Genomic DNA, 18,956 nt, shown 5'->3' with positions numbered 1-18,956 from the left:
CTAGGCAACGTGATCATATTCGCGATAAAGCCCATCTACTATGAGCTGAGCGATTGTATCAAGAATGGTATCGAGGAGGGGGTTGGGGCCGACAGCTTTTCGGAAGCCCTTAAGATCCGCTTGGGGAGAATGAAAGACCACCTGTGGTCTCATGCACTTCCGTTGCTCAAAGATGCCGCGCTGGGCTTTTTTAAGAACTTCCTTTCGATGCTAATGGAAGGCATTCTTAATTGCTTTGTTGGTGTCTTCAAGCAAGTCATGCGACTGGTGAAGGAAGGGTTCAAGATATTGATGAGCGCTATTCCTATCTTGCGGGATGAGAAAACTACGTCGACACAGAAAGGCGATGCCCTGCTGAAGCTGTTCGCGGGCTCACTATCCATCTTTGCCTCTCTTGCCATTGAATCATGGCTAAGCAGTTCTGGCATGCCAGAGTGGCTTGCGATCATTGCTTCATCCATGTTGACTGCTGTCGTCACTTCTTTGGTCATGCACCTGCTGGATAAGATGGATTTGTTTGGTGTGAATCGCGAAATCCAATCGCGCCGGATTGATGAGTTGCTGCAAAGCGAAATCGATTCGACCACTGAAGGCATCTTCTCGACAATGGCGAAGCTGGCTTAATAAAAAGGGTGAATCGCTACCAGTGTTCTAAACACATCCAGTCCATTCTCAGTAACGGGTAGCGATTCACTTTCAGTTTGCTAGCAATAATGTCAGTTACGCCTTGGCCTGACGCCACTTAGTTAGCCATCGATACTGTTCGGGATGAATGCGCAACAGCTCTGCGATAACTGCTTCACGCTTATCGGCTGTCATCCGGGTAAGAAGCGACCTGACATCCGACATAATGCTGTCACGGCCAGCGCCTCTGGCTTCCGCCTTGCAATACCACTCATGTCCCTCACTAATGTTGCCAAGTTCGATACAGACTGCACCAAGAAGTGTGCAGGGGCGAAAGTTGTTGGGTTGAAGGTGGTGAGCTTCGGCACCCATGTTCAATGCTGCAGTATGTTCGCCACGGTCACGCATCGCACCACCATGCGTGGTGAGAATGGCTGATTTCAGCTTTGGCTGACCCTGCCTCTTGGCTGGGATGGCACTCAGCAGCGCAATCGCCTCATTCGATGCTGCGCATTTACGCAAGTGTCCGCTGGCATTGACTGCACTCCATGGGTTCTTGCTGTTGCGGTACTCCGCTAGCCAGTGATCAGCTTCGAGTCGGTTGTAGCTATGCAGAATCTCCTTTGTCTCGTACTCACGGCCATTGCTCTTGAGCCAGATGGTTTCAGTCTCCAGTAGCCGTGTACCTGCATCCAGCTTGAGAAGGATTGCCATGAGCTGTTTGAGGTGATGTGATTCGACATATCCAGTGACACCATACTTCTCCCTGAGTGCTTGGTTCTTCATCCGTGCGATGTACTTGGGGTCACTCTCACGCTGAATCCGCTCAGCCTCAAGTCGCACACTTCGGGCTTTCTGCTCGGCTTTATAACGTTCTTCATCTGCGGCCTTCTGAGCGGCGATCTCGCGTTGTTTCTGTTGCGCAAGCTCGTTTCGTTGCTCCTGTTCTGCTTTCCCTTTTTGGTCGAACTGCTCTTGGGAGAGGTCGCCGGTCAAGAAGCACAGCAAGGCATTCAACCCCCTGTTCAAGAGAAATTGTCTGTTTGCTGCTGATATCGTCGCGCCTTGTCCGGCAGCGACAAGGAGGCTGTGCAACCTGGCACCGCCCGTGATCGCACTGGTGATATCATCCACCCAGAATTGTTTGGCCAGTTCATGCGGGGGGAGGGACACAGAATTCTGGCCATCGGCCAGACCATTTTTGATCCGGAACTTCTGCAGGTAATCCCAAGTGGGATTTTGACTGGTCTTCTCTATATTAGCTTTGTCGTCTGGCTGAGCAGCCAAGGGCTTCGTGATTGAAGGTTGGTAGCGATGCACAATCTTTCGGCCCTTATAGTAAAGAGATTTAGAACGGCGCTGCTCCTGTTCTACCGCAGATTGGCGTCTGAACTCAGGGAGAGTCATATCGCCGTTGATAAAGCCCCTCAAGGCGTTGAGATCGTAGCTGGCTAGAATGTCGTAGCGGGGCGAAGTCAGAGGCTCATTCCTGAATATGGCTACGAGCAAACTATGGAGGTTATCGCCTATCGATAGGGCAGCAGGAATGTCATCGACACCGTAATAAGTTGCGAGATCCATGGGCGAGATAGACATCGAGCACACTCCTTGTGCAAAAAAGAATTAGTACAATAGCGCCGCTGGCTTTTTACCTGCAATGGGTGACTTCAATTTCATCGCTGCGAATCCCCCTGTATTCCTCTATACCCCAAGAGCTTCAAACTGAGGGGCATTCAAGGGTGGAGGGATAAGTTTGCTGACTGATGGCGTATCAGTCAGCAATACAGTCTTCTTAGCCAGCCTTGGCGACGTCCCGTACTTTTTGCTCTACCTGGTGCGCGATGGCCTGGATCTGGGCGAGTTCTAGTGAGCCTGCCCTAAATTGGGGGAGTTGCTTGGGGAGTGCAGCGGCACTGACGATGTAGGGGAAGGTGATCTTCTGGCGTAAATCCACAAACCAGCCAGGCAGAACCAGAACGCCACCTACCGGGACTTCGGTCCCAGTTGCACTGTTGAGCCAGTTACGCACAGTGGTGACGTTACGGCGGACCTGTTCGAGCGGCGCTTTTTCAACATGGTTTGGGAAGTGAAGCGCATCATTTTCGACCCGAACCTTGAACTGTTTTTCTCCATTGTTGATGGGTTTGGAGCGACCCTTAGTCTCGATGACAAAGACCCCGTTAGGGCAGATGATCAAATGGTCGATGTTGAATCCATCAAACGGGATATCGTGGTAAACCCGATAGGGGTGCTGTTGGGGCCTAACGATTTGGTCCAGCTCCTGACCCACTGCCAGTTCACAGGAGTAACCCAGCTTGAGGTGTTGAACCTTGTTGGCCATTTTGTAAGTTTTGGTTGTGCCATAGATAAAGAGACCCAGCATGACGACCCCGGAAATCAGCATCACAGTCGTGCTCATAGCCCTCTTATCGATATAGCTCTGTAACAAGAGGTAGAACCCGATCATCATTATGGTCAATGGCGTGAATAGCATTTGGGAAAAGAGGTCTATCTGCAGATCCTGGATTTGCTGTTGCAGGGTGTGACCCGCAGGCCTGAGCAGGTCGGCGGTCAACGGGCTGACCCTATGTGAGCGAAGCCTTTTTCTTATTAACAAGATGATCCCGACAGATAAGAATATTGGGCACAAGAACAAGCCAGTAGTTGCCAGAACAGATACCGCGAGCGACGAGAATTCCATTTCATGCGTCTTTTGGGGATGTGGTGAGGACAGGTTAGCTGACCTATAGGAGTCTATCCATTGGGATGTGGGGCAAGTATCACAGTATCTGATTATCCCCAATGGAGATCTTACACCTTGTGGTGTTAGTGAGATAAAACAGAGAGTTACTGCGCCCCCTTTGTGCGCAAATGGGGTTCGTTGCGCTTTGTAGTGGTTTACTTGGCTGGTTGTATGTTTACTGATGCGACCCGGAAGCTGGGCGGCTGTAGCAACTCACTCGGTGGCCTTAGCAAGCAGTCCTATGACAACACTTCCCAATGCCCACCCTTGCGTGGACCAACAAAGCGTAATCGTCCCGCCTTAACCAACGCCGCCGCCGCTCGCTCCACCGTGCTGGTCGATCTGCCTATCCGCTCGGCTACTTGTTTAAGGGTCAAGGTCGGCTCAGCCACCAAGATAGCCAACACCGCATCCGGCGTTTTTACCCGCATTTCTACCGGCATTTCTACCCTCACTTTTTCTGGCAGGGTGGGCTGAGATGTCGGCTGTGCGGCAATCGCTTCGGCCAACGCATCTCGCAGCGCCTCTAGCAGAAACAGAATAAAATCGGTGCAGTCACTCAGCCTGTCGGCCTGACTTAATTGGTGGTAGTAGTGCTCTTGGCGCTCTTTGATGATCGCTTCCACCGGCAGGAAGGCCATCACTGGTTGCCAACGGCTCAAGATCACCGTTTGCCACAAGCGTCCCATACGACCATTTCCATCGGAAAAGGGGTGGATAAACTCCAACTCGTAGTGCAAGGCACAAGAGGCGATCAAGGGATGGGCCTCTGTTTCTGCCAACCATTGCACCAGTTGTTCCATCAGACGCGGAACCTGAGTCGGGGGGGGAGCCATATGCACTAATTGCTCACCCCGATAGATGCCGACCCCACTGCTACGCCATTGCCCTGCGTCATCGCATAACCCGTGCATCAAACGTCCATGGGCCCTGAGCAAATCCGCAGAAGAGGTAGGGGCCCAAGCCGACATTGCTTCATAAGCGGCAAACGCATTGCGCACCTCCTGGATCTCACGGGGCAATCCCAACACAGGTTTGCCGTCGATCACCGCCGTGACCTGCTCCAGGCTCAGGGTGTTGTGCTCGATGGCCAGGGAGGCCTGGATGGTGCGGATCCGGTTTTCCCGGCGCAGCATGGGCACTTGCGAGCTCTGCGTCGAGCGCCATTGCCCCACCAATTCGGCGATCTCCGCCACCCGGCTCAGCATGGCGTGGGTCAGGGTGAAGGGAGGGGAATAGGCTGCCATGGGGACTCCGACTGAAACGATTGCAAATGCGAAGGCTCAGAGATTATCAGATCGGGGGCAAGACCAACACGGCGGCGTATCTTTGTGAATTCTGTGATAAGCGGTATGCGATGACCTATGACATGGTGCCATTCGTTGTGAATTAGCGGTGTTACTCGCTCCATCTGCTTGCTATTTCATGCGATGAGATGTAAACGAATCTCTTTGATTTAAAATCCCTCGACGTTCGCGTCGTGCCGGTTCGATTCCGGCCTCGGGCACCATTAAAATCAAAGAGTTACGAAAGGCCACTAGAAATAGTGGCCTTTTTCTTTTGCCGAAATGGCGACAGAGTGGCGACAGCGCTTTGATGGCTTAGTAATCCTGCTTCTTCCGGAGGTTTCAACTGATGGCAAGTATCCAAGTTCTCACTCGAAAAACCGGCAAGTCCTATCGTGTTCAGTTCATGCGTAACAGCAACCGTGTATTCACGGTTTTACCAGCAAAAAAGACGCAGAGCAGTACCTGGTTCAGGTCACTGCATCTGACGAGCTGGCAGATGTCTTAACCAACGTCACCCCATGAGTAGAGGAGCACGGCTATGAGCTCCTCTTATAAACTGCATTTGATTGCTGCGATCGGCAGAGGGGAGATTACGGCTTTAGCTCATGTTGAGAGACGTCAGCCAAGCTTTGTATTCTTGGGTATGGTCTCCTTCATGATTGTCCATCCCCGGTTTGGTTAGTATCCCCTTTGAATTGGAGATGTAGCTGTTAATCGTTTTTTTGGGGCGCTCATGCCACGAGATATTGAACGCAGCCAGTTTTGGGAAAAAATACATGGCTGAGTAATCAGGGATGTGATCGTGAGTCCACCAGGCCAGAGCTTGCCAATGCCCGGTGTTTTCGTAATAGGGGAGAAAACTGGTGACTACAATACATGCGGTGGCGCCTATGCAACCATCCTGATCACGATAGTCCCAGATATGTTGAGCATAGTTGGCCTCATTTTTAGCGCAGTTGTATTGATTACCATTTTCAGCTCCCTTGGCATTTACCAGTGGAGAACGATAGGCTGAGCGGATAGCTATACGGCCTAAGCGTTGCTGAATGGGTTCCAGCACCTTTGTGCAGAGTTGGTGGCCAGCCTCTATAGCAAGGTCAGGGTAATCAGGTATATTGGGTATCCCCTCGATCTGAGCGATCTCTGAGTAGAGAAAATCGCGCATAAAGAAGCTGGGGGATAGTTGGACTCGTCCTAATTCTTCAAGCGATTTGACAGTTTTTGGTGACTTCACTTCATGTGCCCTGTTTTGGTCAGAGAGGGTTATCAATTTAGCAGATGGTGCTTCGAGAATTGAGCTAAGCACTGTTTCGTAGCTCACGTATCAAAGCAAAAATTTTCATATGACACCTTTCGATGATTGTTTTGGGGAATCAATCGGCCCCCGTCGGTTGCTCCTGCCTACAGGATAGGGCCAGGATGAACACATATCTGCATGTCGTTGGCGTGTGAGTTCTGTGGTTAAAAATGTGCAAAGTGTGCAAGCCCATCTCAACTTGAGCCAACCTGAAATAACTCAACCTCTCTTGATTCAATGGCTTAAGAGTCGTCCTATCCTTAGGAAACCGCAGCTTCTGGATTCAAAATCCACCGCTCAATAGTCGTACTTGTTCGAGTTCTAATTGGGGTGCTATTAGAATTCAATGACTTAAGGCCATCCAATCGGATGGCCTTTTGTTTCTCTGGGGGAGGGCGGTAGCGATTCTGGTGATCGGTTTCATTCGGTATTCACTCCATCAAGTGTGACCGGACACAAACAGTAAAAAACCTCTTTTACGTGGCGTGCTCGTCTCAGCTCCCGCTCAGCTCTGTGCCGTCTCAATATTTCAGTTTCCATAATCTCTCAATTTAAACCTAACCAACTGAAACAAAAGATATTTAGCAAAGAAGGCCGCGCACAACTAGATCCCCCGAGATCGTCCCAATCCCCACGGAAAACACGTGTACCCCAGTAAAATCAGCAACTTGCATTTTCCCACCTGCTTAAACCCGGAGGCGATAACTGCAAAACAGTGAAAAAATGATCCTCCTTTTCAGATCCTCACCTCGCCAGAGATCCTTTATTTGGCGCGGCCTGGGCATATGGTTTTGCAGTAATCCACTTTTGCAAAAAATTTTCCTGATGAAGCCCGCAGGCGGGAGCGGATGAGCGCGGATTCCGTGACGCAGACGCGGCGGCGTAGATCCCTTGCCAAGTGTTGTACCTATCCTCGCACCAGGCCGGGCAGTACTAGGGCAACGGCGGCGGCGATTCGCTGGCGGATGTCGCTGCCCGGCGGCAGCAAGCCGAGAGCCATCTGGCGTAGTGGCTCTGCTATGGTCATCGCCAGCAGCAGATCGCTGGTTTGGGCGGTGTCCAGCTCACGAAGCCAGCCCAGTTTATGCTGGTTTTTCAGCCAGCTGGCCAAGGTCGCTCTGCCGCGCACAATGCCATTCTCCTGATAAGCCGTCAGTAGGGCATCGCGCCCTACGAAGTCATGCTGCAGTAGCCGGAACATGCCGACCGCCTGCGCACTCAATACCTGGCTTGCAATGGCCTGCAGGCCCTGCTCCAGCATTTCGCCAAGCGCGTCGGGGTGAGTGGCATCTTGCTCGAATGCCGGTTGAAAGGCATCGGTCCAGCTGCGAACTGCCTGCGCCACTAGCTCGTCGCGGTTAGCAGCGAAGCGATACAGTGTCTTCTTGGCTACCCCCGCCTGTTTGGCCACCGCATCCACGGTCGCGGCGCTATACCCTCCCTTAAGCAACAAGGCTAGCGTTGCCTCGGCCAAGGCTGAACGCAGCTCAGATTCCGGGGTTATCGGACGACCCCGTGAACGTGTTTCTTCATCGGTTTGGTGCGACATGATTGGCTCCTAGAAAGCATTGACAGACCCAGCATACAGGCATAGCCTAATTTAGGAAACGAAATTCGTTTCCTAAATTATAGGAGTCTCATCATGAATACTTCCGCATTGCTTGCCCCCTGGGCTGTTGATGACATTAATGAGTTGCTCAGGCCTCAACCACTGCGCTTGGAAATGGGTCTTACCCGTAGCACCGATGGTTTGCTGACGGTCGCCATCCGCACCGATCTGCACGGTTGCAAGGGGCGAATGCTGGATTGGTGGTTCACTTTCTTCGAGACGACCCAGCATATCAAATGGTGGCACCCGCACGACCACGTCGAGCATCGGGGCTGGGACCATCACTGGAAAAAAGGAGAGCGCTATGTGGGGGCCAGCATAGATGCGGTGGAGTGGCTTGCCGAGCTGCCACCAGTGGCTGCTCGCCTAAAGTTCCACCCTGCCGAAGAAGTGTTCGCCTCACAGCCGTTGTACGAGGCGCGAGAGACGCAGGCATTGTCTGCTGCGATCTGTGCCCGCATCGGCTTTGGTGATGAGGTCGTGCTGGATGAGCAGGGGGCGCCGCTGGACGGCGAGATGTTGCATTTGGCACGCGATACCCATTATGGCTGTGTGCTGCGCAGCCGCTTCCTTCTAGGCAAGGCCTGCGCCAATCCGCTTGATGAGGTACCGGACGAGATCGGCTTCAATCTGATGCGTCACTGTTACAGTGAGTTCAGCTATCTAGCGCAGTTTCTGCCGTCGCTCTACTACGCGGAAAACGGTCGTGAACCAGCGCCACGGTTCTGGTGACGGAGTCGACAGCTGACACCAAACGTGGCTAGTGAAAATAAAGCAATAAAAACAATGCCGGTCAGTCTTAACTGACTGGCATTGTCACGATGCGGGGCCTTCGTTGCTTGGTTACTCGGTGGGTGGGTTATTCGATGATGGGTGAAAGGGTCGATACCAGTTCACCAGCCAGCTTGCTCTGGGTGTTGAATGCGTTGGCATATGGTGGGACAGGTGGCGGGCCGCCGTGATCATGGTTAGCAGCAGAGGCGGCCAGCTGCTCCACCACTTTCATCAGTTGGAGCAACAGGTTGAATATGTTCACGTCGTCGGTACCCACCCACGAACGGGGCGCCTCGAAGTGCTGGAGTTCACCGGCCACACTGCGCCGCAGTTGCCCAATCACCTCCACCAGATCGCCGGCAGTGGTCTGGCTCATCTTGCCCAGGCTCCCCAGCACCATGTCATCACCGGCCAGCAGCTCGATGGCCCCGAGCGCCTCGATGCGCTTCATTGCCCCGATCTGCTCCACGCTGTGTTGCAGGGTGGTGATCTGGTGCTGGCCAAACTCGCCCAGGTATTCGTCAGCCTCGCGGTGCATTCGCATCGCCTTGTCATGTTGGCGGCGGTCAGTATGGCGTGACTGGTTGCCCACAGTATCGGTACGGCTGAACACTTCCGCCCGCTGCTGCTGGAGCTGTTCCCCAGGGGCGATATCCGGCAGCGGCCAACCGGTGCCCAGTACGGTGCGAATAAATGGCCGGTCAGCGCGGCCGAAGGCAAACCCCAGCTCAACGATCGTCCCCTCGATGGGGTACTGCAGCAGCCCCTGCTCGTGCCCGCCGAACATCACCGGCAGAGGTACGGCGCGATAGAGTGGGGTTGCCTTGTCCGGTTGGCCATCTTCACCCAGCAGTTGCACATCCACCGCATAGCGCGGGCGAAACGGGTCATCGAGCTGGCCAGCTGCCGCGCTGTCGCTGATGGCCTCGACCCGCCCGAACTTGGGCAGGTGCATATTGTCTGCCAGCTCCGGGAACACCCCCTCCATCTTGCGCCGCTCCGGCGACTTCACCGGTTTACCTGGTGTCGCCGTGGTGAGGGTCATCTCGTCACCCTTGAGGCGTACCCGCTCCACTCGCTTGCCGTTGAGGATGACCCCCGGGCGCATGGCCGGGATCGGGGCGGTGGTGAGGGTGTTGCCCGCCTGGCGGCCAGAGAAGGCTGGATCCAGTTCCACCGGCCTGTCTGCCCACCGACTATGGGCATGACTGCCCACGAAGATGGCGCCATCTGGCTGTTGATGCCAGATGAAGTCCGGCACCGCAAAGGCGCGCCCCGCATTGTTCAGCAGCTGATATCCGGTACCGGCGCTGGTGAAGTTGGGGATCGGCTTGTCGGTGTAGTCGGCCCCATCAGGCAGCAAAAAGGTGAGCTGGGTCTGGTCGCTCAACCATGCCAGCAGGCTGCGCAAGGTGGCATGCTGGATGCTGACAGGGAAGGCACTGCCCAGAATACCGGCCAGCTCGCGGCACAGCAGTTTGCTGGCGCTGTTACTGGCTGGCTGCACGTCATACACGTAACCGGTAAACCAGCGGCGCAGCTCGCCGTTGTAGCCTAGATCCACAGTCAGGGTTTGCCCCTTCTTGGCGCTACCCTTGATGGTGAGGGCGGCGCGGCCACCGGCGCAGAGATCCAGCACGATATCGTGGTCGATAAGGTTGGCCGGTTGCCCGCCCAGGGTCAGGTTGGTCGAGAGTTTCACGCCATCAGGTCTCCCAATTTGTTATCCAGCCCCTTGATGGCCTGCTCCCAGGAGCTCAGTTGCTCTTGTTCGGTGGCTGGTTTCCCATTGTTACCATCGGCAGGCTTGGCAGCTTTGGCGTTCGCTGTGCCCTGGCCCACGGTGGCCGGTGCTTTTGGCATCCGCTGTTCCCGCTTTTCCGGTACCGAGTTGTGTTCGCGCAGGGTGAACTGCACTTGCCACGCTAGCAGCCCCTCCTGCTCGCTGGCAGTGATGCGCCCGGCAAACTTGGCCTGGCGCACCTTCACCGACTTTGCCAGCAGCGACCCGACTCGGTAGATATGGCGCTTGCCACCATCGTCCTTGGCGTCGGCCAGCTCAAACAACCTGCTCAGGGTCTGTTCATCCTTGAAAGGGACAAGGCCAGAGATATCGAGCTCCTTGGCTTTGGCCCCTTGCTCCGAGCTACTGGTCGAGCTGGTTTGGCCGCTGCTGTCCTTGTCCTGAAACTGCATCGACGCAGAGATCCGCATCGACTTCATCACAATTGGCTCACCGTCCAGGGTGAGCATGGCGGTTCGGCTCATCGGGTTAACTCCAGCCAGAAGGTGAGCGGGGAAGGGGAGAGCAGCAGCGCGCCGACCGTCATGCTATGGCTATGGTCTGGCGGGCTGCTTTGGCCCAGCTGGGCGGCAAGGCTGGCCGCATCGCCTTGTCCCTGCCAGTGCCACAGCTGGCCGCTGATGGTAGCCAGCTGGTCGAGCGCCTTCTCCAGCCCTGCCAGTCTGGCCGCGCGGCGTTCGGCCACGGCTGCCAGCTTGGCAATCGGCGTGGCGGCCCCCTGCGCCAGGCTCTCCAGCTGTGCCAACTCGGCCCCCAGAGCCATGCGGGCAGGGCGCAGCGGATCCCAACTCAGCGGCTCATCTGCTTTCCAGCGTGGCACCTTGGCGGCGGTGGGCTGGCTCATGGTGTCGTTGTTGGCGGCGAGGCGGCGCAGAGCGGCGCACCACTCCGGCAGCGGCAGGATGGTGCAAAGCGGCGTTAAGGCATCGGCCAGCGCTGTCTCGCTGTTGCCAGTGACCAGCCAGGCGATGGCGTGCAGCTGGCCTGTCGGCAGCAGGGGATCGGCCCCGTCTTGCAGCTTGGCGGCAAGGGTCGCCACCGCATTGGGGGCGGCGAGGCTGTACTGGTTGCTCTGGTGCTGGCCCACCCCATGCTGATAGGGGGTTACGGTCAGGCAGCGACCAGTGACCAGCAGCCTGTCCAGTTCATCCCGCAACCCCGCCAGCGCGGCAGATGCCTCGCTGAGCGGGTGGGGCCGGTACTGAGCCCGCTCCGCCAGCCCTTGCAGGCGGTTTACCGCGGCTGACTGGTTGCCTGAAAGTTGACCCAGCACACTCGAACACTGCTGATTGATAGCGGTCAGCGATGGCGGATACTTCATAGTGGATGGAGTCCACATCAGTGAGTAGTTTCCATTGACTCGAACACCCCCAGTTCAGCAAGCGCCGCCAGAAGCGCTGGCGTTACAGGGCTGTCCAGATCGGCGATGATGACACGCGCCAAGGCACTGGTTTCGGCCAGCGCCTCCAGCTTTACTCGCTGTTCCAGAGTCAACATTGACCGCAGAGTGATGGGCTGGGTGGCAGCAGAACCGAATGCAGTGGCGCCGGGGCCATCGATAATCACGTAGTTTGTCATCACTTAACCCTCAGATATAAATTTGGCGTGTATTGCTGCGCACCGACAAATGCGCTGTCCTCTGTCGCAACTGAGCTGGCCGCGCCATCTGACAAAACCAATAATGATTTCCCATTTAGCGTCGCGTATGAATACTGGTATTTATCTTTAAAGCTGCCCATATTAATTTCGGATGGTTTGGCTACTGTCCGATTAAAAATCTCGCCATCCGATGTAATAAACCCGACACCAGATGAAGTACTGAGCAATAAAGCTGCGTCAGGTAGTTGTATAAATGTGTATGTACTAATTTCCCCGTTATATTGTCCAACCAGAGAGCTATCAACAATCCAGTTTTTCATGTCGCGCGACCGTTTGATATTTCCCGTTAATCGATCAAACGTCATATACCAGCCGGCCACCTTAGCACCTTTCACGTGCTGGCCGATCCCGAATGTAGACGACTGCCAGGCAACCCCATCGCGAGTAGAAATTACATTCCCCGAATCAGGCGAGCCAGGGTAGTTTTCAGCCATGCAGGCGATGATTATATCGTCATCACTATAAACCACTGATGGATGGTTAAATGAACCATCAATGCTTTTTGATACAGACCATGTTGTTCCACGGTCAGAAGTAGTCAAAAAGGCCGCTTTCGTTGCGTCGTTCAACAGCAATAGCTTCCCTGCAATTTTTGTGAGCGCGTGATATGTGGTCGGCGGGTTAGATGTCGGCGTTACATCTGTAAACGATAAAAAATCCGCGGTACGAAAAATTTTTGCTGCCCCGGACAGAAACCAATCACCACCCAAGAAAACGATACATGCCATATTTAGGTTCTGTGGGGTTGCATGCTTCGTTACAACGCCTTTTTTTATCAACAGAACCTGATTTCCATGCAACTTATTCAAGATGGCGATATCACCAGACGGTGACTGGGCGAATGAACCATTTGCGGTAACGGCGCCGGGCAGGGCAGATGTGTCATACGCAACATCAACGCGGCCATCTACGAAGGGGAAATCTGGATAGGTAGCCGATGGAGCGATAACTCCCGACCGTAGATACTCCTGATCCCCCAACGTCAGTTTAGGTTGCGTTGATGGTAAAAATACCATGGTACCTACGTCTGTAATGGCAGCGCGGCCTCCCAGATCGATCATTAGCTGACCCTCCATGTTCCGTTGATTTTTTCAAAAACAAATTCACGGCCGCTCTCGATGAGGCGCACCTGTTGATCTGCTCCCAGCGGGGTGCTGATGGAGCCTGTCGATAGCCGGATGATGCAATCCCCTGCCGCCATATCCACGCTGTGATCGACAATCACGCCAAGGTGCCGGGCTGTCGCCCGTCTTAACCCCAACCCCCCTCGCTGCAGCCTCGGCGGCTTTCCTGGCTTCATGGGTGCCGGCGGGCACAATCTCCCACCCTTGCAGGCGGGTCTTGATGCCCAGACGAGCGGAGGTAATGCCCATCAGGCGCTTGATGTCTTCGCCATAGCTGTTGGCCTGCTCCTCGATGAGATGGGCCAGCTTGATGGGGTGTTCGGCGCGGGTCGCCAGTGCGCCGCCCATGGCGTGCAGATAGCAGCGAAAGATGCCGTTATCTGCGGCAAAGCGAGCCGCCTCAAAGCGCGGGTCTTGCAGCACTGGCTTGGGTGGGCCCACCAGATCGGCATTCTTCTTGGCGTTGCTGATGCGGCGCAGTTCACGCCATACCCCGACTGGAGCACCTCCGATCTGCTGGAAGGTGCGAATGCCCCACCAACTGGCCCAAGCTACAGCATGCAGGGCACCCTCATCGGCGGCGGTGCCAGCCTCTTCGTCGTCGTCCAGGTAGGCGCCGTCGATGTTCTTGGCAATGTATTTGGCGATATAGCCCGCGGCATCGCCCTTGGCCGGGTCTATCTCTTTCCAGTCGAAGCGGGGAGTAAAATCGGTAAAGGGTGGGGCGCCCTTGATATCCCGCACCAGCTCTTCGTGGTCATCGGTCAGGGCATAGCGTTGCAGGATACCGATCACCCGGTTGCGATCTTCCGGGCGCATAAATAGCAGCAGATGCCAGTGCGGGGTGCCGTCGTGGTGAGCCTCGCACACGCGAAATCCATAGACGGGGGCGTTCCACCGTTTGAGGGCGGCTCTGGCGCGGCTCCATAGCTTGGCCAGATAGGCGCAGGTCTCCCGCGGCGTGGCCCCTTGATATCGCTTGTTCTCTACCGCTTTGCCGTTGTGCTTTTGTGTCCAGGCATGAAAGCGGCTTGGGGCGGTCCAGGTGAAGAAGACCCCCACATGACCCTGCTCCTCGGCATAGTCATTGAACCCCCGAGCACGCACCATCATTTCGTTGCGGCGGTTCACCGGGTTGGCGTTGCTGGCCTCCCAGCAATCCTTCATCGACACGACCAGGTCATACTGCTCGTTGACCACTTCCGACTCGGCCAGCCAGCGCATCATGGCCCGCTTGCGTTCGCGCACCACCTTCATGGTGGCGTTCGATACATAAGCAGATACGCCCTTTCGCACCTTGCCCAGCAGAATGTTGATCTGCTCCTGCAGCCGATCCCAGCAGCGGTTGACGCGCTTCTCCCACCACTTGGCAGAGAGCAGGCGCACCAGCACGCTCAGGATCCAGTTATCCCGCACTTCGTCGGTTTTGAACTTGGGCATCTTCCCAATAAAGCCCCACTGATCGGCAGGCTGGCGCATCAGCTCCCAGGTCTGCAGCAGATCCGGCTCGGCGCCCTCTTTGATGCCCTGTTCGATGTTCTTGTAAATAGCTGCGGTCTGGTTGGCGAACTGGTGGGCCACCTTCTTGCGGCCGTCTTCATCGCGCATCTCCCTTGGGTTGACCGGAATGGAGTGGAGCAGCTGGCGCACCCAGCGGGTTCGTTCACGCAGCCAGATATTGGCTGCCCGGCAATGGGTGAAACTGCAATCCTTGCGGTGTCGTGCGTATTGCTTGAACAGGTCGCGGGTTAACTCGGGGGAGAGGCCATCGAGCAACTGGATGGCCCACAGCAGATCGTATTGGCCGCGTGGGCCGCCGAAAACGGCGTCAAAGTTGACGCCGGGCAGAGAGTTGCAAAGGGTGTTGACGCGCTGCAGCTGTGCTTTTCTCGACAGCGGCAGCCGGGTAGTGAGCTTGGTCATGCGTTAAGCGGATAGCGTCTTGATGCGAAACAGGCATCCACTGATGCGCTGCTTTGCATGGGTTTTCATTCGACGGGCGGCCGCGCATTGGCGCAGCAACAACTTGATGCTGACGCGGGGGCGGGCAGGTAGCCGGCGCGCATGGGCCAGCTCTCGTTGATAAAGACGCAGCCGAGCTGCGTCTTCCCGATAGGCCTCTTGCCAGCGATACATCAGGCTGGTCAGTTCCTGCTGCAGGTGATGAGTCACTTGATCACCTCACCTTGTCCATGCAGTGGCGCGCACTCCTGCCACCACTCGCCGATCTCTTTGTCCAGCGCGGTTTCTCCCTGGCCCAGCGCCAGCCAATAGACAGAGCGCACCGCACCGAGAGCCAGCAGCTCCCGGGGGATATCCCGATCGCCTCTGGCCTCACAGCCGGCGGCGATAAACTCGGCGCGGGCTGCCAGCCAGTGGGTGGTCAGCTGGTTGTGTGCGGGGAGTGATATCGTCTCTTCATCGTCTTCGTCGCCGTCATCATCGAGCAGATCAGCCGGGTTGCTGGTAGCAACCAGCTGCAGCTGGATGTACTGCTGGCCGGAGTAAACCCCGCCCAGGGCGATGCGGTTATCTTCGGCATTGGCGGCGAACATATCGGCCAGCAGCCCTTCGACCACCTTGGGCGCCTGGCGGGCAATCTTGATGATGTCGCTCATTGGCAGGCCCTCCGGTTGATGCTGAGAAACAGCTGATGCCAGCGCAGGGCACGCTTTGCCTGGGCTAACAAGGTTTTACCCTCCGTTCCTCTGAGGCATGAGGAGTGACGGGCTTTGGCTGTGAGCCGCTGGCGCAGGCGCTTGGCGGCATGGTGGTTGAGCAGGTTGATTTGGGTCGGTTGTGCGTTCATGGTCAGGCTCCTTGTTGAGTGGTGCAGGGGTTGATGCGGCTGAACAGAGAAGCCCAAGCCAGTGCGGTGGAACGCTCGAGCAGCGCAACTCCGTCAGGGTGTTGGCTAAGACGGGCGCCATAGCGGCCCGTCAGCTTGCGTTGTTGGATGCGAAGGTTGCGCAGGGCGCAGGGGATCGCTAAAGTTGCCATGTCGACTTCCTCATACGTTGTTGATAGAGGCCCGCTTGGAGTTGCCGCTCCGTAATGCGGGCTTTTTTATTGCCCTATAGGGCGTGGGCCTTGCCCGGTCATCTGGCTTGCTGCCAGCACCGCGCGTTTCATGCGCAGCTTTGCTGCTCTCTCTTTCTTCTCCCTCTCGATATCTCGGATAGATCTGGTGACCGGTGCCGGGTGCCACACCTTGGTGTCACAGCCGCCGCGAAATTCGCTTTGGTACTCCAGTGCAATCACCGCAAGGCGGATCGCCTCGCGCTGTGCATGCGGCAATACCGACAGCGTGGCGTTCATCAGTTCGCCCCGAGGCTGGCGGGCGATGGCACAGATGGCGGCTTTTTTGGCCTGGCCCAGTGCCAGCCAGTCGGTGTCGAGGCTCGAGCGCTTCTTGCCGAACATCTCGCGCAGCAACATGCAGCCGGCGGTGTTCATGGCCACCTGTTCTTCTGGCGTCAGGCCAGCCAGATTGCGTTGTTCATGGTCAATGCGTTGGGTTTGCATGGGTTCCCCCTTACATGGTCATGGTTTGCATCAGGATGTCTGACGCACAGGCCAGGGTCGGCACCGCCTGAAAGCGGGCCTCAATGTCGTGGATCAGGATGGCGAGTGACCCCATGGCCGAGGTGGCCACGCTCACCAGGGTGTTGCGCTCAGAGCGGGTGATCCGGCCCCGGTCTGTCAGCTCAAGCGCTCGCTGGCCAATGCTGGCGATCTTGGCGTTCAGATCGATGGCCTGGTGGGGCAGAGAAGGGGCTCGGTCTGCCTTGGGGATAGCCACGGCAGTGAGGCCGCATTCCAACAGCAGGCCGTCGAACAGGGTCTCGTCGCCCTCGGTGGCGTGATAAATGGCCACCAGTTCCCGGGCGGTGAGTTGATGCGGTTGTGCCGGGTTCAGCTTGTTGCGCAGTACCTGCTCACCGATACCTGCAGCGCGGGCCACTTCGGCCAAAGAATGGCTGGCGGTAAAGCGCGAGCATGCGGAGTCAAAGTGATGATGTTTGCTGCAAGTTTGCTCAAACATGGCTTTCATCCCTCTGCTTGCGCGACACTCTAGGACGGCGGACTGGTGCCGGTGCAGGTTCCAGACCCGGCTGATTCATGGCCTGCTGGGTGTAGAGCACCAGGTTGATCAACACTTTTTCAGAGCGGCCTTGCTTGGGCATGATGGGAATGCGCCCGGCACGCACGTAGTTTTCCACCGTGCGCTGGGTCAGACCGGTCCGTTCGGAGAAGCTCTCGACCGTGCAAACCGGGGTATCGATATGGATGGGGGCGATAATCATGGATGGTTGCCTCCTGCGAGTTCAGTTACGCGCGACCTTGCGCGGTGTTGTGCTGATCGGCTTTCAACTTACCACCGGTCAACACCTCTATTTGGTAGGCTCGGCCTTTGGGGATGGTGTCTCCCCAGCGAGATACAGCCGGCTCTGAGATGTTCAAAGATCTGGCTAACTCTGCTGCGCTTCCGAAGTAGCTGATTGCGTCCTCTTTTTTCATAACATTCCTTTTTCGACCTTAAGTTAGGATGAATGTGAGGCTAACTTAACTTCGGTAAGGATCAACCTTTTGTTCGGATTGCCGAGGTTAAGCTAGAGCGATGACAATTAGTGATCGCATTTTCAGTAGACGAACGGCTCTTAATCTGTCGAAGACGGCGCTCGCCAAAGCCATTGGTGTGAGTGACGTTTCTGTCGGAAAGTGGGAGTCCGGTTTGAACCAGCCGAAAGGCCGCTATCTCAATGACTTAGCGGCAGCGCTGGGGGTAACCGTTGACTGGCTTTTGGGCGGTGGAAGTGATGGCTCGGAGTTGCCTACAAGTGAGCCGATCCCTGGATATCACAACGTCGAACCGGCAGTGATGCTGCCGGGCAAGCGGATCCCGATTCTGAGTTATGTCCAAGCGGGCAACTGGCGGGAGATGTGCGAGCAGGCCACAACCTTCGATGGCAACGTTGAGTTCGTATCTGCAAGCGGCGAGATTGGCCCATTTGGCTTCGGCCTTTGGTTGCGTGGCGATTCCATGTTGCCGCAGTTCAAAGAAGGGGACTTGATCATCGTTGACCCCGACGAAGCGCCGCAACCCGGAGACTACGTCGTGGCCAAGAACGGCAGCAACGAGGCCACTTTCAAAAAGTACCGTCCCCGTGGCATCGACGAGAACGGCCAAGAGGTGTTTGAACTGGTCCCCCTCAACGACGATTACCCCACCATGCACTCCGATCGGCAGCACATCCAGATCATTGGTGTGATGGTAGAACACAGGATTTTTAGAAAGAGACAAACAGGGCGCTAATATATTCTTCCCTTCTTACGTGGGTTGAGACATTTAAGGCATATAGGGTGCGAGCATGTTCCTTCATCGAAAAATAGTTGAAAAATCAATCAGAAATATACATCTGGATATTGACAATCCAAGATTGATTGGTTTGAAAAAAAGAGACGTATTTAAAACACAAAATGAAATCATGAGGGTTCTTGTTGAACATTATGACGTATTATCTATATGCCGCTCTATTCTAAGAGAAGGCTACCATCTCGATGAGATATTGATCACAATCCCGAATGGAGAATCTAGTGTATCAAGCGTGGTTGTTGAGGGTAATCGTCGTCTCTGTGCGTGTAAGATTCTGATCAAGCCTGATATATTAAAGGGTACGTCTTCATATGCAGCAGTTAAACGATTGACTAAAGATGTGAATTATGAAGCTGTCACAAAAACTTTAAGCAAACTCAATGTCGTTGAGTTACCTAATCGTTTAGAAGCTGCATCCTATTTAGCGTCAAAACATACTCAGTCACCCATTAAAAGTTGGAGCGTCTATACTCAAGGTGCTTATTATATTAGTGTAAAAGATGAGGCTAATGTCGATACTCTGTCAGAGGTTAACATTCGTTTGAATCGGCAAGTATCACTACAAAGAATCAAGCAGGTAGTATTTTTCTTTAGGTTAAGTGAATATATAATAGAAATGCCATGCTGGGATGTTACTGAAAGAAAGGCATTGTTAG

23 protein-coding genes are annotated in these 18,956 nt (G+C 55.3%); 4 read left to right on the top strand and 19 right to left on the bottom strand.

Going from position 1 to position 18,956, the window contains the following annotated elements; translation table 11 throughout:
- Positions 1-624, top strand: a 624-nt coding sequence (locus VF684_RS20260) for a hypothetical protein (RefSeq protein ID WP_440174381.1), incomplete at its 5' end; no start/stop codon positions are given.
- A gap of 96 nt (positions 625-720) precedes the next feature.
- On the opposite strand, the gene VF684_RS20255 is transcribed toward VF684_RS20260, so the two are convergent.
- The 5 genes from VF684_RS20255 to VF684_RS20235 all read right to left on the bottom strand — a co-directional run bounded on the left by VF684_RS20255 (position 721) and on the right by VF684_RS20235 (position 7,502).
- Positions 721-2,220, bottom strand: coding sequence for a hypothetical protein (locus VF684_RS20255; RefSeq protein ID WP_244841579.1), 1,500 nt, complete (start codon positions 2,218-2,220; stop codon positions 721-723).
- Positions 2,221-2,416: 196 nt separating this feature from the next.
- Positions 2,417-3,199 (bottom strand): nuclease-related domain-containing protein, encoded by a 783-nt coding sequence (locus VF684_RS20250; RefSeq protein WP_440174380.1) that lies wholly within the window; start codon positions 3,197-3,199, stop codon positions 2,417-2,419.
- Positions 3,200-3,606: 407 nt separating this feature from the next.
- Positions 3,607-4,614 carry a Fic family protein gene (locus VF684_RS20245; protein WP_440174379.1) on the bottom strand — a complete coding sequence of 336 codons (1,008 nt, stop codon included), beginning with the start codon at positions 4,612-4,614 and terminating at the stop codon, positions 3,607-3,609.
- 640 nt (positions 4,615-5,254) lie between these two features.
- Positions 5,255-5,977, bottom strand: coding sequence for a peptidase M15 (locus VF684_RS20240; RefSeq protein WP_440174378.1), 723 nt, complete (start codon positions 5,975-5,977; stop codon positions 5,255-5,257).
- A gap of 883 nt (positions 5,978-6,860) precedes the next feature.
- Entirely contained in the window at positions 6,861-7,502 is a 642-nt protein-coding gene (locus VF684_RS20235) for a TetR/AcrR family transcriptional regulator (RefSeq protein ID WP_021229375.1), read from the bottom strand.
- 93 nt (positions 7,503-7,595) lie between these two features.
- On the opposite strand from VF684_RS20235, the gene VF684_RS20230 reads away from it, so the two are divergent.
- Complete coding sequence (locus VF684_RS20230; RefSeq protein WP_107682364.1) at positions 7,596-8,294, top strand: DAPG hydrolase family protein; 699 nt, start codon at positions 7,596-7,598, stop codon at positions 8,292-8,294.
- A 127-nt stretch (positions 8,295-8,421) separates the two neighbouring features.
- Here VF684_RS20230 and VF684_RS20225 read toward each other — a convergent pair whose 3' ends face one another.
- From VF684_RS20225 to VF684_RS20160, 14 genes are all read right to left on the bottom strand, one after another.
- Positions 8,422-10,038, bottom strand: a complete 1,617-nt coding sequence (locus VF684_RS20225; RefSeq protein WP_279460678.1) for a hypothetical protein — start codon at positions 10,036-10,038, stop codon at positions 8,422-8,424.
- Positions 10,035-10,604, bottom strand: a complete 570-nt coding sequence (locus tag VF684_RS20220; RefSeq protein ID WP_118854011.1) for a hypothetical protein — start codon at positions 10,602-10,604, stop codon at positions 10,035-10,037. The genes VF684_RS20225 and VF684_RS20220 overlap by 4 nt, the downstream gene beginning before the upstream one ends.
- Positions 10,601-11,461 carry a hypothetical protein gene (locus VF684_RS20215; protein ID WP_234829674.1) on the bottom strand — a complete coding sequence of 287 codons (861 nt, stop codon included), beginning with the start codon at positions 11,459-11,461 and terminating at the stop codon, positions 10,601-10,603. Before VF684_RS20215 ends, VF684_RS20220 begins: the two co-directional genes overlap by 4 nt.
- Before the next feature lie 17 nt (positions 11,462-11,478).
- Positions 11,479-11,718 (bottom strand): hypothetical protein, encoded by a 240-nt coding sequence (locus tag VF684_RS20210; protein WP_118854010.1) that lies wholly within the window; start codon positions 11,716-11,718, stop codon positions 11,479-11,481.
- The gene (locus VF684_RS20205; protein ID WP_279623763.1) at positions 11,718-12,860 is read right to left on the bottom strand and encodes a hypothetical protein; all 1,143 of its coding nucleotides are present in this window, start codon (positions 12,858-12,860) and stop codon (positions 11,718-11,720) included. Before VF684_RS20205 ends, VF684_RS20210 begins: the two co-directional genes overlap by 1 nt.
- Positions 12,861-12,902: 42 nt before the next feature.
- Positions 12,903-14,846, bottom strand: coding sequence for a replication endonuclease (locus VF684_RS20200; RefSeq protein WP_440174377.1), 1,944 nt, complete (start codon positions 14,844-14,846; stop codon positions 12,903-12,905).
- 3 nt (positions 14,847-14,849) lie between these two features.
- Entirely contained in the window at positions 14,850-15,095 is a 246-nt protein-coding gene (locus tag VF684_RS20195) for a hypothetical protein (protein WP_139441281.1), read from the bottom strand.
- Complete coding sequence (locus VF684_RS20190) at positions 15,092-15,541, bottom strand: hypothetical protein (protein WP_440174376.1); 450 nt, start codon at positions 15,539-15,541, stop codon at positions 15,092-15,094. Before VF684_RS20190 ends, VF684_RS20195 begins: the two co-directional genes overlap by 4 nt.
- Positions 15,538-15,732, bottom strand: coding sequence for a hypothetical protein (locus VF684_RS20185; RefSeq protein WP_440174375.1), 195 nt, complete (start codon positions 15,730-15,732; stop codon positions 15,538-15,540). The genes VF684_RS20190 and VF684_RS20185 overlap by 4 nt, the downstream gene beginning before the upstream one ends.
- Positions 15,733-15,734: 2 nt before the next feature.
- Positions 15,735-15,923 (bottom strand): hypothetical protein, encoded by a 189-nt coding sequence (locus tag VF684_RS20180; protein WP_139441278.1) that lies wholly within the window; start codon positions 15,921-15,923, stop codon positions 15,735-15,737.
- A gap of 66 nt (positions 15,924-15,989) precedes the next feature.
- Positions 15,990-16,448: a hypothetical protein gene (locus VF684_RS20175; protein ID WP_139441277.1), complete on the bottom strand. Its 459-nt coding sequence runs from the start codon at positions 16,446-16,448 to the stop codon at positions 15,990-15,992.
- Positions 16,449-16,458: 10 nt separating this feature from the next.
- The gene (locus tag VF684_RS20170) at positions 16,459-16,968 is read right to left on the bottom strand and encodes a phage regulatory CII family protein (protein ID WP_139441276.1); all 510 of its coding nucleotides are present in this window, start codon (positions 16,966-16,968) and stop codon (positions 16,459-16,461) included.
- Positions 16,961-17,230, bottom strand: a complete 270-nt coding sequence (locus VF684_RS20165; protein ID WP_139441275.1) for a regulator — start codon at positions 17,228-17,230, stop codon at positions 16,961-16,963. The genes VF684_RS20170 and VF684_RS20165 overlap by 8 nt, the downstream gene beginning before the upstream one ends.
- 25 nt (positions 17,231-17,255) lie before the next feature.
- Complete coding sequence (locus VF684_RS20160) at positions 17,256-17,444, bottom strand: Cro/CI family transcriptional regulator (protein WP_042067795.1); 189 nt, start codon at positions 17,442-17,444, stop codon at positions 17,256-17,258.
- Positions 17,445-17,544: 100 nt separating this feature from the next.
- On the opposite strand from VF684_RS20160, the gene VF684_RS20155 reads away from it, so the two are divergent.
- Entirely contained in the window at positions 17,545-18,240 is a 696-nt protein-coding gene (locus VF684_RS20155; protein WP_279460652.1) for a LexA family protein, read from the top strand.
- 55 nt (positions 18,241-18,295) lie between these two features.
- Positions 18,296-18,956: hypothetical protein (locus tag VF684_RS20150; protein WP_440174374.1), on the top strand; the 661-nt coding region annotated here is incomplete at its 3' end.

Source organism: Aeromonas sp. Lyrl_2 (genome assembly GCF_051948815.1).
GTDB lineage: Bacteria > Pseudomonadota > Gammaproteobacteria > Enterobacterales > Aeromonadaceae > Aeromonas > Aeromonas veronii.
Note: the sequence above shows the minus strand (reverse complement) of the source record. Positions and strands in the feature narration are given on the sequence as shown.

What these genes read in the sequence shown, in the direction of transcription:
- VF684_RS20200 (WP_440174377.1), bottom strand. Translation starts at nt 14,846, where the DNA reads ATGACCAAGCTCACTACCCGGCTGCCGCTGTCGAGAAAAGCACAGCTG.
- VF684_RS20205 (WP_279623763.1), bottom strand. Translation starts at nt 12,860, where the DNA reads ATGATCGATCTGGGAGGCCGCGCTGCCATTACAGACGTAGGTACCATG.
- VF684_RS20245 (WP_440174379.1), bottom strand. Translation starts at nt 4,614, where the DNA reads ATGGCAGCCTATTCCCCTCCCTTCACCCTGACCCACGCCATGCTGAGC.
- VF684_RS20155 (WP_279460652.1), top strand. Translation starts at nt 17,545, where the DNA reads ATGACAATTAGTGATCGCATTTTCAGTAGACGAACGGCTCTTAATCTG.
- VF684_RS20220 (WP_118854011.1), bottom strand. Translation starts at nt 10,604, where the DNA reads ATGAGCCGAACCGCCATGCTCACCCTGGACGGTGAGCCAATTGTGATG.
- VF684_RS20170 (WP_139441276.1), bottom strand. Translation starts at nt 16,968, where the DNA reads ATGTTTGAGCAAACTTGCAGCAAACATCATCACTTTGACTCCGCATGC.
- VF684_RS20185 (WP_440174375.1), bottom strand. Translation starts at nt 15,732, where the DNA reads ATGAACGCACAACCGACCCAAATCAACCTGCTCAACCACCATGCCGCC.
- VF684_RS20180 (WP_139441278.1), bottom strand. Translation starts at nt 15,923, where the DNA reads ATGGCAACTTTAGCGATCCCCTGCGCCCTGCGCAACCTTCGCATCCAA.
- VF684_RS20160 (WP_042067795.1), bottom strand. Translation starts at nt 17,444, where the DNA reads ATGAAAAAAGAGGACGCAATCAGCTACTTCGGAAGCGCAGCAGAGTTA.
- VF684_RS20255 (WP_244841579.1), bottom strand. Translation starts at nt 2,220, where the DNA reads ATGTCTATCTCGCCCATGGATCTCGCAACTTATTACGGTGTCGATGAC.
- VF684_RS20230 (WP_107682364.1), top strand. Translation starts at nt 7,596, where the DNA reads ATGAATACTTCCGCATTGCTTGCCCCCTGGGCTGTTGATGACATTAAT.
- VF684_RS20165 (WP_139441275.1), bottom strand. Translation starts at nt 17,230, where the DNA reads ATGATTATCGCCCCCATCCATATCGATACCCCGGTTTGCACGGTCGAG.
- VF684_RS20215 (WP_234829674.1), bottom strand. Translation starts at nt 11,461, where the DNA reads ATGAAGTATCCGCCATCGCTGACCGCTATCAATCAGCAGTGTTCGAGT.
- VF684_RS20210 (WP_118854010.1), bottom strand. Translation starts at nt 11,718, where the DNA reads ATGACAAACTACGTGATTATCGATGGCCCCGGCGCCACTGCATTCGGT.
- VF684_RS20235 (WP_021229375.1), bottom strand. Translation starts at nt 7,502, where the DNA reads ATGTCGCACCAAACCGATGAAGAAACACGTTCACGGGGTCGTCCGATA.
- VF684_RS20190 (WP_440174376.1), bottom strand. Translation starts at nt 15,541, where the DNA reads ATGAGCGACATCATCAAGATTGCCCGCCAGGCGCCCAAGGTGGTCGAA.
- VF684_RS20175 (WP_139441277.1), bottom strand. Translation starts at nt 16,448, where the DNA reads ATGCAAACCCAACGCATTGACCATGAACAACGCAATCTGGCTGGCCTG.